This is a genomic window from Hymenobacter amundsenii (genome assembly GCF_002204745.1).
Lineage (GTDB): Bacteria > Bacteroidota > Bacteroidia > Cytophagales > Hymenobacteraceae > Hymenobacter > Hymenobacter amundsenii.
In genome coordinates, this window is sequence record NZ_NIRR01000002.1 from 206,346 (window position 1) to 218,615 (window position 12,270).

A 12,270-nucleotide genomic window follows, 5' to 3' on the forward strand; every position below is an offset into this window, starting at 1 on the left:
GGGGCGTGTTATTTGTTAACGAGGCTCATTTTTAGGCCCAACTCGAAGTGTAGGTTGGCTTGGCGCCGGCCAGAAGTTCCGTTTCCGTCGTAATAATACGTTTTGTTGTTAGATACTCCGGCCCCGATGTAAGTGTCGAGCAGGCCGTGGCCGCCCACCCGGCGCTGAGTTCCCCAGAGTAAATTCAGGCTGCTGTAGTCGTAGCCCAGGCGGCGGGAGTTGTTGTACCCGTTGGGGAAGTTGGGCTGAAAGTAGTTGTTGAACTGTAGGGCTACGTAGGGGCCCTGGTAGGGGCCCGTGCGGCGGCCCTTCTGCTGGCGCTTTTCCTGATGGTAGTAATGGCGGACGGCCGCGTCGAGGTTGCCCTGGGCCAGCAGCGGGCGCCAACGGTCGGAGCTGCTACCGCCGTAGTACCGGCGCGGCCCGACGTTCCAGCTGACCGAGCCATTGGCCGCCGCCGACCAGCCCGGCGCAAACTGCCACTCGGCTCCCAGAATAACCGGTAGCGTTAGGCCGCCGTAGCCCCCGTAACCGGAGCCGTTGACAACGCCGGTGCCCAGTTTGAATAGCACGCGGGGTGGTTCGGCGGCTGCCGGGGTGGCGTTGGGCGTCGGCGCTGGGGTCGGAACGGGAGCCTCCTGGGCGAGGGCTACGGGGCCGGCGGCAAGCAGGCCGGCAACGGCTAGGCCCGCTGCCAGGAATGAATAAGAAAGGCGCATAAGGGTAGTTGAAAAATAAATGATTTGTATGGGAGAGCTAAAGGGGACGGCGCGGGTTGCATGGGGTAGTAAAGCCTTCGAAAAAAGCCTCGAACTCTGCAGTAAAGCCCCGGCTAAATGTAGTAATTTGAGGTCGGGCTACGTGGCCTTTTCTCGCGCATCATTTTCTATGAAGCTTCCCTTCTTTCTGTTGCTAGCCTTGCTGGCTACTCGGCCGCTGGCCGCTCAAACGCCCGAAACGGCACCTGCCACCCACTGCCTGCTCGTACCGCTGAGCCCCGCTGCGCGGGTGGCCCGCGCCAGCCGCATCGTGGAGGCGGCCGTTACCGAAAGCCAAAGCTTCCGGGCCACCGATGGCCGCATCTACACCCGCCACCAGCTGCAGGTATTCCGGCAGTTTAAGGGCCCGGCCGCCGCCACGCTCATGGTACTGACTGAGGGTGGCACGGTGGGTCTGCGCCGCGAGGTGCTCACCAACACGTTGCAGCTGCAACCCGGCCAGCAGGGCATCTTCTTCCTGGAACCCGCCACCGTCCCCGGCGCCACCGCCGAGTGGCAGGTGTACGGCAGCGAACAGGGCTTCGTGCGCTACGACCTGACGGACCTTTCGGCCGCTGAACCCTTCCGGCATTACGAGGCGCTGGACGACGCCTTTTACGCGGCAGTGGCGGCCGCCGCGCCCCGGCTGGTGCAGCCCAACGTGGCGCTGGCCGCAGCCCGGCAATTGTTGGCCGAGCCGGTTGCCGCCCGGCCTCAGGCAGCCGTTATCACCGGGCTTGCTCCGCTTAGCCTCACGGCCGGCACCGGGGCCGTGCTCACCATCACCGGTGCGGGTTTCGGCAGTAGCCGAGGCACCGGCCTCGTGGAGTTCCGCAACGCCGACGACGGTGGGGCCACTTACACTCGCCTCAACGACGACGACTACCTGAGCTGGACCGATACCCGCATTCAGGTGCGGGTGCCGGCCCTAAGTGCCACTGGCAACCCCGCCGGTACCGGCCCGGTGCGCGTCACGCCGAACGGGGCCGGCCAGCTACCCACCCTGAGCCCAGGTATAGTAACCATCGTTTTTGCCGCCACCAATGTGCGAGATACCAAAACCAACCAGCGAGCCGTAGCTGGCCACCGCGACCTAAATGGTGAGGGCGGCCTCACGTTCCGCTTCGAGGCCGATTTCGCCGCCAATACCGCCGCCGCGGCTTCCTGGCAGCGGGCGCTCGATACGTGGCGCTGCCAGACGGGCATCAACTGGACCCTAGGGCCAACCCGGACCAAAACCGGGGTGGCCGACGACGGCGAAAATTCGGTGGGATTCGATACTGGGTCCCAACTGCCGGCTGGCGTTCTGGGCCGTACCACCAGCTACTACCAGGGCTGCTACCGTCCCGATGGCTCGGTGGCCTTCTACGTGCACGAAGTGGACACGCAGTTCGACGATGCGGCCAACTGGCAGTTCGGGCCGGCCGCGCCGGTATTTCCGCAAATCGATTTTGAAACGGTGGCGGTGCACGAGCTGGGCCATGCCCAGCAGCTTTCGCACCTGATTCTGCCTTCCGCTATTATGCACTACGCCATTGCCCGCGGCCAGCGCAGCCGCGCGCTGAACCCGGCCAGCGACGTGGCCGGGGGGCGCTACGTGCTGCGCACCCGCAGCTTCCGGCCCGACCCCTGTGGGCCGGCTCCTATGCTGCCCGCGCCCCTCATCGTCCAGCAAGCAACGGCCAGCAGCGGCGGCGTTGCGCTCGACTGGACGACCCGCGACGAATGTAACCTGAGCGGGTTCGTAGTCGAGCGGGCTCCGCTCGATACCACGGCCGGCTGGCAGCCAGTGGCTACGGTGGCGGCCGGCGGCAGCGGCAACCGGTACCGCACCCTCGACCCGCAGCCGCTGCCCGGCCTGAGCTACTACCGCCTGCGGGTGCGCCGCCCCGACGGTTCCAGTGATGCGGCCCGCCCCTTGCTCGTAACCGATGAAACGGGCGCTACGGCCACCCTGCGGCCCTTCCCCAATCCGCTACCCGCCGACGGCTCGCCGCTGGGCCTGCAATACGGGGCCGGCACGGCAAGCGGAACGCTGCAAGTGTTGTACTACGATGCAGTGGGTCGCTACATGGGCGGCACCCGCCTCAGCTACGGCCCCGGCCTGAACCTGCTGCGCACCGAACCACCCGCCGCCCTCAAGCCCGGCTACTACCTGCTCCGCTGGACCGATTCGAACGGCCCTAAAGGCACCGTGCCGCTGCTGGTGCAGTAGGGTGAGTACAGAGAGGTGGAACGTCATTCAGAGCATGTGGCGCATGGAGCCAGAGACGAAGAATCTCGCGTGCTGATGTTGAGGATTACTTCAACGATTAGCACGCGAGATTCCTCGCTTCACTCTAAATGACGTTCCTTTTCCAACTTCTCCTACCGTTCCAGCAGCATCGCTCCGTAGGAGTAACCGCCGCCGAAAACAGTGACGACAACCTGGTTGCCGGGTTCCAGGTTGGGCCAGGTGGTGGCCAGGGCAATGGCCGCGCCGGCGCAGCCCGTGTTGCCGAGTTCCTCGATGTTGGACACCGCCCGATCTTCGGGCAGGCCGAGTTGCTGAAGCACGTTTTTGGTGATGCGCAGGTTGGCCTGGTGCGGAATGAGATAGGTCAGTTCCTCGATGGGCACTTCGTTACGGGCCAGAATCTCCTGCGTTACCCGGGTCATGTAGGTGCAGGCGTGGATGAAGACATCCTTGCCGTAGGGCATCACAATGCCTTTGTCGACCGGCTTGAGGGTTACGGCTTCGTCGGCCTTGCCGATGTTGCCGGCTCCGCCCGTGCGAATGTCGCGCACCTGCAAGTCGGTGGGGGCGAGGCGGTCTTGCGTAACCAGCAGCACCGCCGCACCGTCGCCCCAGAGGTGGCCGGCTACGGTATCGAGCTCGTTGTTGTAGGCCGTATTATGCTCACTCACGACAACCAGCGCCCGGCGGGCCTTGCCCATGGCAAAGTAGCCCTCCACAATTTCCATGGCATTGAGCAGCGACGAGCAGGCCGACGAAATACTCACGACCGGAATATCCGACACGTTTATTTCGCGTTGCACGGCGTGGGCCACGGTGTAAATGGTGTCGTGAGGCGTGTAGGTGCCGGCCACAATCAGGTCCACATCGGTCGCAGCGAAGGCGTCGGTTTGAGCTAGAGCCCGGCGGGTAGCTTCCACCGCCATCGTATTCGTGTTTTCGCCAGGGCTGGCCTTCCGGCGGGCCCGAATACCGGTGCGCTCGGTTATCCATTCGTGCGAAAGCCCGTTGAGACGGGTGAAGTGGGCGTTGTCAATAACTTCGGCGGGCAGATAAGCCGCCACCTGATGAATGTACACGGGCGGGAAGAGGAGTATGAAGGCGAAGCGAAAAAGAAGTCAGAAAGGTACGGGGTTTAAGCCGATTGCCCCGTTATTGTACCAGCGGGCCGTACTTTGCGAGCCCCCCACGTCTTGCAACGCGGGCAATTGGCGCAGGTTCAGCCGCTTTCTAACAACATTATGACCTTTTTAAATTCAGTACGGGCCGGTGGCCTCGCTGCGTGCCTGTTGGCCGGTTGCCTAGCGCTGGCCCCCGCCGAGGCGCACGCCCAGAAATACATTACTGCCGCCGGCCTACGCCTTGGCGGGGGCCAGTACGGCCTCACAGTCCAGCAGAAAATTCTGCCCAAAACTACCCTCGAAGGCTTGGCGCTGGCCAGTTCCCGCGAGCTAAGCGGCACAGTCCTGATCGAGCGCCACTTCGGCATTCTGGGCCCCAGCCTCAACTATTACTTAGGGGGCGGCGCTCATCTGGGCAGCCACAAAGACGACGGCGGCTTCGGCGGCTTCGACGCTATTATCGGGGCCGAGTACAAAGTGGCTTTCCTGCCCGTGGTACTGAGTGCCGATTTCAAACCCACCATCGAAATCAACAGCGCCGACTGGGCCCGGTTCCCCACCGCCATTTCGGTGCGCTATATCATTATTAAGGAAAAAACCAGCTTCCTGGGTGGTGTTTTCGATGGCAGGGACAAGAAGAAATCCAAGAATAAAAAGAAGGACAAGAACAAGGGCGGCGGGCTGTTTGGGCTCTGAGGAGGTGAGCGAAGAGGAGAGAACGTCATTTTGAGCGAAGCCGGAGGCGAAGTCGAAGAATCTCTACCACTTTGCTGCGGCCGACAGGATTAGCACTGCAGTAGAGATTCTTCGACTTCGCCTCCGGCTTCGCTCAGAATGACGTTCTTTTTCTCACTTCTCACTTCTCACTTCTCACTTCTCTGGGCTACAGCTTATGCACCCGGCCGCTGCCGGCGGTGGAGCTGTTCACGCGGGGGTTACCGCTTACGTAGACGCCGCCCGAGCCGGCAATGCGGGCGTCGAGGGTTTCGGTGGCGCGTACCCGGCAGTTGCCCGAGCCGGCAATCCGGACGGTACACGTTTTGCTGGCCAATTGTTCAGCGCGTACGCCGCCCGAGCCGCTCACGCTGATTTCCTGGCTGGGTGCCGAGCCGCCGGCCACCTCAATGTTGCCCGAGCCCGACAGCGACGAATCGAGGACATCGGCCGCAACGCTGGCCAGCTCAATATTGCCCGAGCCACTTACGCTCAGTTTCAGCTTGGTGGCCCGGATGGGCTCGGCGGCCCGCAAGCTGCCCGAGCCGCTCACGGCCAGGCCCGTGACGGTGGGCGTCGTGACGTACACGGTAACCGGTTTGCGGAAACTGTAGGAGCTAAACCGACCGTCGCGCTTAGTCCCGATGCGGAGCTGGTTGCCCTCCACAAGGGTTTCGAGGTGCGCCAAGTCCTCGGTTTCTCCTACCACTTCCACTTTCTGCGGGCTGCCCTGGCGGAACACCACGCGCGTAGAACCGCCCAGGCTGACGGCAGTAAAGGCCCCCACCGTGCGCGTTTCGCGGGTGTCAGCGGGTCGGAAAGCGGTGAGCAACAGGGCCAGCAGCAGGCCGGGCAACAGGAAGCGGAGCATTTTCATAACCACAGAAAGTTTAGGGTGAATGTCTGCGAGAGCAGATGCCGCCCAGGCGGTTACCGTTGCCTAGGCTGAAAAAGAATCTGAAACGAGCTACATAAAATGGGTTTTGCGCACTGGCCCAAAGCGGCTCCTACCAGATTTTCACCCGCGCCGAATCGGGGCGGTAGAGCTTATCGCCGGGTTTGACCCCAAAGGCCTCGTAAAAGGCGGGCACATCGGCGAAGGGGCCGTTGATGCGGTACTGGGCGGGCGAGTGCACGTCGGTGAGCAGGGCCTGGGCCAGGCGCTCCTCGCGCTGGTGTACCTGCCAGCCTAAGGCGTACCCCAAAAAGTAGCGCTGGGTGGGCGTAAGACCCCCAATTTTCTCGCCCTTCTTGTACTCGTCGGTCTTCTTGTAGGCATCGAGGCCGATAACGATACCACCCAAATCGGCAATGTTCTCGCCGGCCGTGGCCTTGCCGTTGATGTGCAGCGAATCGAGCACGCGGTAGTCGTTGAACTGGCGCACGATGCCTTTTACCCGCTCATCGAAGGCCTGGCGGTCGGCCTTGGTCCACCAGCTGCGCAGGTTGCCCTTGTCATCAAACTGGCTGCCTTCGTCGTCGAAGCCGTGGGTGAGCTCGTGGCCGATGGTGCTGGCCCCGGCGTAGCCGTAAATAATGGCGTCGTCGGCGTCGGCATCGAGCAAACCCGGTACGGCGAAAATAGCGGCCGGCAACACGATTTCGTTGTTGCTGGGGTTGTAGTAGGCATTGTAGGTCTGGGGCGTCATGCCCCACTCGGTGCGGTCGACGGGCTGGCCCAGCTTGCGGGCTTCGTAGCGGTAGCGCCACTCGGCGGCCCGCATCATGTTGGCCGCGTAGGAGTCGCGCTTGATTTCCAACGACGAGTAATCCTTCCACTTGTCGGGGTAGCCCACTTTGCGCGTGATTTTGGCCAGCTTTACCAGCGCCTTCTGCTTGGTCGAGTCGCCCATCCAGTCGAGGGCCTGGATATGCTCCCGGAACGAGGCCACGATGTTGGCCGTGAGCTCCTCGTAACGCTTCTTGGTTTGGGGCGTGAAGTATTCCTTCACGAATTGCTGGCCCAGCACCTCACCCATGGCGTTTTCCTCGGCATCGAGTACCCGTTTCCAGCGGGGGCGCTGCTCCTTGGCCCCTTGCAGCACGGTACCGTAAAAGCGAAAATTCTCCTGGTCGAAATCCTGACTCAGGGTGGAAGCATACGTGTGCACCAGCTGCCACTGCAGGTATGCCTGCCAGTCGGCTAGCGAAGCGGTGCGCAGCAGGCGGCCGGCTTCCTGATAAAACTCAGGCTGGCCCACAATCACGGTATCGGCCTTAGCCAAACCCATTTCGGCCAGCCAGGGCTTCCAGTTGAGGTCGGGCGTGAGCTGGTCGAGGCCGGCCAAACTCATTTTGTTGTAGTTGGCGTAGGGGTCGCGCAGGGCTTCGAGCTTGCGCGAGGCCCCGGCCAGCTTGGTTTCCAGGGCCAGCACCCGGGCCGTGTTGGCGGCCGCCGTGGCCGCATCCTGGCCCAGCAACCCAAACATTTTGGTTAGGTGGTTCTGGTATTCCTGGCGGATGTTGGCCGTGCGGGCATCCTTATTAAAATAGTAGTCGCGGTTGGGCAGCCCCAGGCCCGATTGCCAAAGCTGGAGCACGATTTTGTCGCTGTTTTTGGGGTCCTGGCTCACGTTGAGGCCCAGCAGCGCGTTCACACCTAGTTTCTGTAGGCGCGCAATAGCCGCCTGCACGCCCGTCACGGTCGTGATGTTGCGGATACGCGTTAGCTCATTCTGGAGTGGGGCTACGCCCTGCTTATTGATGGCCGTGCTATCCATGCCGGTGGCCCAGAAGTCGCCGATTTTCTGCTCCGTCGAGCCGGCGGCAGCGGTGGCCTTGGCCGCGTCGTTGTTGAGCTTGCGCAGGCGGCCGCAAATTTCGTTCTGTACTTCCTTGCCGATGCCCCAGTTGCTTTCCGAGGCTGGAATCGGGTGCTGCTTAAACCAGGCCCCGTTGGCGTAGTTGTAGAAGTCGTCGCCGGGGCGCACGGTGGTGTCGAGGTTGGCCTGCAATAAATCGGGCTTGGCTGCGCCGGTTTTAGCGTTGGGCCCGCAGGCAACAAAGGTCAGACTCAGCAGCGGGGTTGCCAGCAGCCAGGGACGCAGAAGATGCTTCATAGTTCGTTTCTCGTTTTTTGTTGCCCGGTATTCGTTTGCCAGGGAAAGATAGGAGTAACTGTCGGCTAGGCAACCGCCTCTAAAGAGGCAGAAGCGAATACCGAGCAACAAAAAACGAATAACCTATGACCTTACCCCACCTGCTGCTGCTCAACTTTGGCCTCGCTGCCTACCTCACCGGCCTCATCTGGACGGTGCAGCTGGTGCACTACCCCGGCTTCGCCCGCGTCGAGCCGGCCCAGTTCGTGCACTTTCACCGCGAGCATTCCACCCGCATCAGCTGGGTCGTGATGGCGCCCATGCTGCTGGAGCTGGGCGCGGCCGGGTGGCTGGCCTGGGAGGGCGAAGCCCTGGGCCCGGTGGCCCGGTGGGGCCAGCTGGCGCTGGTGCTGCTGGTGTGGGCCAGCACGTTCTTTATCACCGTCCCGTTCCATAACCGCCTTGCTGGCGGCTACAACTACGTAACCATCGACGGCCTTGTACGCACCAACTGGCCCCGCACCCTCGCCTGGACCGCCCGGATGGCTTTGCTGGGCTATTTGATGTGGTAATCAGCATAAAACTGCTTCACTCCGGATGACAGTATCTTTACACTATATCACCCCCTCAAATCTCCCCACGGTAAAAACCATGCTTCCCCCCGCCGCCGATTTCCTGCCCGAACTCCAGTTCCAGACCAGCCGCAGCAGCGGGCCGGGCGGCCAGAACGTGAACAAGGTGGAAAGCCGGGTGGAGCTGCGCTTTCGGGTGGCCGATTCCCAGCTGCTCACCGACGAGCAGAAGCAGACGCTGCTCCAGAAGCTGGCTTCGCGCCTCACCACCGAGGGCGAACTGCTCATTACGGCCCAGGAAGACCGGAGCCAGCTGCGCAACCGCGAAACGGCGCTGCTAAAGTTTCATCAGCTGCTTACCAAAACCCTGCACCGCCCCAAAACCCGCCGCCCCACCAAGCCCGGTAAAGGTGCGTCCGCAAACGCCTGGAAACCAAAAAGAAACACGGCGATAAAAAAGCCAACCGCGGCCGGGTAGATTTCTGAGTTGTCGCGTATTCACGCAAAAGCGGGCTGTCTGGCTGTAGCGCGAAGCTCCAGCTTCGCGCTACAGCCAGACAGCCCGCTTTTGTGCAAGTCAGCATATGATGAAGGCCCCAGCTGCTCCCGTGGCGGAAGAGGCTGGGGCTTCATCATATGATGGCGCTGTTAATTCAGCAGTTTGCTACACCCGCTGGAAGTGCGAGGCCTGGCGGAGCGTCCGCTCGCTGCCCGAGTTGGGGTCGTTGTAGGTGTAGTCGCCCACTTCTACCGAGAGCTTCTTGCCGATGAGCTGCTTGGTGTCGAGGTCGTGACCAGCCTGGGGCTCGATGCCGACCATTTCGTAGAGGCCCATAATAACGGGCCGGCCGGCGTCGGAGAGGTAGAAGCGCTGGGACACGAAGCCTTCCTCGTTTTCCATGCGGGCGGCGAAATAGGGAATGCCCTGTTTTTCGCTCTTGCCCTCTTCGATGTTTGTGATTTCGACCGTGTGGCGGCCGTCGGACAGGAAACCTTTCTCCTGGCCTTCTTCAACTGGAATTTTCATGATTGCAATGCTAAGTGGATACCTGCGTTGCTAACGAAAATAGGCGAACCAAAGTTGGCTAAATTTTATAGTAGAATAATGTAGGGGCGGGGCTTGCCCCCGCCCGCCATGCGCATCGTTTCAACGGTATCATTCAACGGCGGGCGGGGACAAGCCCCGCCCCTACATCGTGCTACAGCAACGTGCCGCGCAGCACGGCCGTAGCCACCGAAAAGTAGATAATCAGGCCGGTAACGTCCACGAGCGTGGCTACGAAGGGGGCTGAGGAGGTGGCGGGGTCGAGGCCGAGGCGCTTGAGTAGCATGGGCAGCATGGCCCCGGCCAGCGCCCCCCAAAGCACGATGCCCAGCAGCGAGAAGCCCACCGTCACGGCAATCAGCGACCAGTAGGGGCCGAAGTAGCCGGGGTCGACGTAGTTGGCCCAGAGCACGATGCGCAATGAGCCCACCACGCCCAGGATAACGCCCAGCAGCAGCCCCGACAGCAACTCCCGCCGCAGAATCATCCACCAGTCTGAAACCGTGAACTCGCCCAGGCTCATGGCCCGGATGATGAGTGAGGTGGCCTGGGAGCCGGCGTTGCCGCCCGCCGAAATGATGAGTGGAATGAACAAACCCAGCACGGCAGCCCGCTGCAAATCGTCCTCGAAGTGGTGCATGGCCGAGGTCGTGAGCATCTCGCCCAGCAGCAGAATCACGAGCCAGCCGGCCCGCTTCTTCACCATGTTCCAGATGGAGGTGGCCAGATACGGCTCGTCGAGGGCTTCGGAGCCGCCCAGCTTCTGGATATCCTCGGTGTCCTCCTCCTCCCGGATATCGAGAATGTCGTCGATGGTCACGATGCCGAACAGGATGCCTTGGTCGTTGATGACGGGCAGCGCTACCCGGTCGTTGCGCCGGAACTCGTCGATGGCCTCCTCCTGATCCTGCATGCTGCTCAGCGACACGAAGCGTCGGTCCATCAGCTCGCTCACCTGCACCTCGGGCCCGGCCAGCAGAAACTCCCGGATGCGGATGTCGTCGATGAGCTTGCCCCGCTCGTCGGTCACGTAGAGCACGTTCAGTGTTTCCGACTGCCCGCCGTGGCGGCGGATATACTCCAGCACCTGCAGCACGGTCCAGGTTTCGCGGATGGCAATATAGTCGGGCGTCATCAGGCGGCCCACCGAATACTCGGGGTAGCCCAGCAGCTCCAGCGTGACTTTACGCTCGGGCTCCGAAAGCGTCTGGATGAGCTCCCGCACCAAATCGTCGGGCAGAAATTCGAGCAGCGCCGTCCGGTCGTCGGGCGACATCTCGTTGAGGATGTCCGAAATCTTATCCTGGCTCAGGTTGGCCAGAAAGTGCTTCTGAATGTCGAGGTCGAGGTATTCGAACACCTCCGTGGCCAGCTGCAGCGGCAGGAGCCGGAAAATAATAAGCTGCTCGCGCTCTTCTTCTTCTTCGATCAGCTCTACTACCTCGCTGGGCTCGAAGTTTTTAAGGGCTTCCTTGAGCTTGAAAAACTCGCCCTCCTGAATCAGGGACGTAATGTGTTCGAGGGTCGGGTGCTGATGCATGAACTAGGGGAAGAGAAGCAGTTTCTCGCTAGGCAGAAGGATTGGTGAGCGGGGGCCGAACCGGCGCGCAAAAGTACGGCTTTCCAAGGCGAAACGGTTGAGCCGCCCACAAATTTATGGCGCGCACTTACGTCGCGGAACCGCCGCCGGCGTCCGGCTAGACGCTGCTGCTATAGAACCGGTGCTGGAAGCATAGAAATGGCTTTCTCTTCTTGGAAGTTGGGAGGCCAGCTTCTGGTTTCTGAGGACGGGAGACAATAGTGTATGGTATGTTAGCCGCCGTTAGCTTTCTTGTTATAAAAGATTGCCGAATCGCGGGCGAAACGTACTTTTGAACTGAGTTCCTACCCGCTGCCATGCCCCACCCGTCTGCTGCCTCGCCCTTGGGCACCCTCGTCGCGCTCGGTGGCGGCGACGACGACGCGATGCTGGCTTTGTTCAGCGACCTGCTCCCGAATCCCGGCGCGCCAGTTGAAATCATTACGGCAGCCTCCTGGCGCAATGCCGGCCCGGCCGGAGCCGCCTATGAGAAGTCGTTGCGCGAGCTGGGCTGCCCGGCCGCCCGCTACTTGCCCCTGAGCGAGCACCAGCCCGCCGATGCCCCCGCTACCCTGCGCCGCCTGGCCCGGGCCGGCCTCGTGTTTTTCGCCGGCGGCGACCAGGAGCGGCTCACCGACTTGCTGGCCGGCACCGAGTTCGCCCGCCAGTTGCGCCAGCGCTTTTATGAGGATGCCACTTTTGTGGTGGCTGGCACCAGCGCTGGGGCCGCCGCCCTGCCCGAGCAGATGGTGGTTGATGGGTATGGCTGGCGGGCGCTACGCAAGGGCGGCATCCAGACCGGCCCCGGCCTGAACCTGCTGCCCCGCCTACTCATCGACCAGCACTTTGCCGAGCGGGGCCGTTTCGGGCGGCTGGCCCACGCGTTGCTTTCGCACCCCATGTGCCTGGGGTTGGGTCTGGCCGAAGAAACCGGCGTCGTGATCCGGGGCGGGCGCACCGCCGATGTTTTCGGCGACGGCGTAGTGATGGTGCTCGATGGCCACACGCTGCATGGTTCCAACCTGGGCCGCATCGGCCAAGGCGAACCCATCAGCGGGCAAGACCTGCGGGTGCACCTGCTCGTGGCCGGCCAGCAGTTCGACTTACTAACGAGGCAAGTCAGCAATTTCACTTGATTAGCCCCTCCCAAGCAGAGCCGTGGCGAAGGGCTTTTTGCCCGATTTCAAATGGTGTTGAGCAAGTACTC

Annotated in this window: 11 protein-coding genes; 5 read left to right on the plus strand and 6 right to left on the minus strand. The window is 62.1% G+C overall.

Annotation, left to right across the window (positions count from 1 at the left end):
* Positions 1–8 precede the first annotated feature (8 nt).
* Complete coding sequence (locus tag CDA63_RS02990; RefSeq protein WP_088462962.1) at positions 9–719, minus strand: hypothetical protein; 711 nt, start codon at positions 717–719, stop codon at positions 9–11.
* 169 nt (positions 720–888) lie between these two features.
* Here CDA63_RS02990 and CDA63_RS02995 point away from each other — a divergent pair, with 169 nt between their 5' ends.
* Complete coding sequence (locus CDA63_RS02995; RefSeq protein WP_165768172.1) at positions 889–2,973, plus strand: matrixin family metalloprotease; 2,085 nt, start codon at positions 889–891, stop codon at positions 2,971–2,973.
* 152 nt (positions 2,974–3,125) lie between these two features.
* Here the strand turns inward: CDA63_RS02995 and CDA63_RS03000 are convergent, their stop codons facing one another.
* The gene (locus CDA63_RS03000) at positions 3,126–4,073 is read right to left on the minus strand and encodes a 3-oxoacyl-ACP synthase III family protein (protein ID WP_088462964.1); all 948 of its coding nucleotides are present in this window, start codon (positions 4,071–4,073) and stop codon (positions 3,126–3,128) included.
* A gap of 162 nt (positions 4,074–4,235) precedes the next feature.
* Here CDA63_RS03000 and CDA63_RS03005 point away from each other — a divergent pair, with 162 nt between their 5' ends.
* The gene (locus tag CDA63_RS03005) at positions 4,236–4,811 is read left to right on the plus strand and encodes a hypothetical protein (RefSeq protein WP_088462965.1); all 576 of its coding nucleotides are present in this window, start codon (positions 4,236–4,238) and stop codon (positions 4,809–4,811) included.
* Positions 4,812–4,998: 187 nt separating this feature from the next.
* On the opposite strand, the gene CDA63_RS03010 is transcribed toward CDA63_RS03005, so the two are convergent.
* Together CDA63_RS03010 and CDA63_RS03015 are read right to left on the minus strand one after the other, a co-directional pair.
* Positions 4,999–5,706, minus strand: a complete 708-nt coding sequence (locus CDA63_RS03010; protein WP_088462966.1) for a head GIN domain-containing protein — start codon at positions 5,704–5,706, stop codon at positions 4,999–5,001.
* A 130-nt stretch (positions 5,707–5,836) separates the two neighbouring features.
* Positions 5,837–7,888 (minus strand): M13 family metallopeptidase, encoded by a 2,052-nt coding sequence (locus CDA63_RS03015; protein WP_088462967.1) that lies wholly within the window; start codon positions 7,886–7,888, stop codon positions 5,837–5,839.
* Between the two features lie 125 nt (positions 7,889–8,013).
* Between CDA63_RS03015 and CDA63_RS03020 the strand changes: the two genes are divergently transcribed.
* Positions 8,014–8,439, plus strand: coding sequence for a hypothetical protein (locus CDA63_RS03020; protein WP_088462968.1), 426 nt, complete (start codon positions 8,014–8,016; stop codon positions 8,437–8,439).
* 79 nt (positions 8,440–8,518) lie between these two features.
* Positions 8,519–8,917, plus strand: coding sequence for an alternative ribosome rescue aminoacyl-tRNA hydrolase ArfB (gene arfB / locus CDA63_RS03025; RefSeq protein ID WP_317044030.1), 399 nt, complete (start codon positions 8,519–8,521; stop codon positions 8,915–8,917).
* 186 nt (positions 8,918–9,103) lie between these two features.
* On the opposite strand, the gene CDA63_RS03030 is transcribed toward arfB, so the two are convergent.
* Positions 9,104–9,466, minus strand: coding sequence for a hypothetical protein (locus CDA63_RS03030; protein ID WP_088462969.1), 363 nt, complete (start codon positions 9,464–9,466; stop codon positions 9,104–9,106).
* 172 nt (positions 9,467–9,638) lie between these two features.
* Complete coding sequence (gene mgtE / locus CDA63_RS03035) at positions 9,639–11,024, minus strand: magnesium transporter (protein ID WP_088462970.1); 1,386 nt, start codon at positions 11,022–11,024, stop codon at positions 9,639–9,641.
* 356 nt (positions 11,025–11,380) lie between these two features.
* Between mgtE and CDA63_RS03040 the strand changes: the two genes are divergently transcribed.
* Positions 11,381–12,199: a cyanophycinase gene (locus tag CDA63_RS03040; RefSeq protein ID WP_088462971.1), complete on the plus strand. Its 819-nt coding sequence runs from the start codon at positions 11,381–11,383 to the stop codon at positions 12,197–12,199.
* Positions 12,200–12,270 lie beyond the last annotated feature (71 nt).

Bases quoted from the DNA above. Each gene is read 5' to 3' on its own strand.
- mgtE (WP_088462970.1), bottom strand. From the start codon at position 11,024: ATGCATCAGCACCCGACCCTCGAACACATTACGTCCCTGATTCAGGAG.
- CDA63_RS03040 (WP_088462971.1), top strand. From the start codon at position 11,381: ATGCCCCACCCGTCTGCTGCCTCGCCCTTGGGCACCCTCGTCGCGCTC.
- CDA63_RS03005 (WP_088462965.1), top strand. From the start codon at position 4,236: ATGACCTTTTTAAATTCAGTACGGGCCGGTGGCCTCGCTGCGTGCCTG.
- CDA63_RS03030 (WP_088462969.1), bottom strand. From the start codon at position 9,466: ATGAAAATTCCAGTTGAAGAAGGCCAGGAGAAAGGTTTCCTGTCCGAC.
- CDA63_RS03020 (WP_088462968.1), top strand. From the start codon at position 8,014: ATGACCTTACCCCACCTGCTGCTGCTCAACTTTGGCCTCGCTGCCTAC.
- CDA63_RS03010 (WP_088462966.1), bottom strand. From the start codon at position 5,706: ATGAAAATGCTCCGCTTCCTGTTGCCCGGCCTGCTGCTGGCCCTGTTG.
- CDA63_RS03015 (WP_088462967.1), bottom strand. From the start codon at position 7,888: ATGAAGCATCTTCTGCGTCCCTGGCTGCTGGCAACCCCGCTGCTGAGT.
- arfB (WP_317044030.1), top strand. From the start codon at position 8,519: ATGCTTCCCCCCGCCGCCGATTTCCTGCCCGAACTCCAGTTCCAGACC.
- CDA63_RS02995 (WP_165768172.1), top strand. From the start codon at position 889: ATGAAGCTTCCCTTCTTTCTGTTGCTAGCCTTGCTGGCTACTCGGCCG.
- CDA63_RS02990 (WP_088462962.1), bottom strand. From the start codon at position 719: ATGCGCCTTTCTTATTCATTCCTGGCAGCGGGCCTAGCCGTTGCCGGC.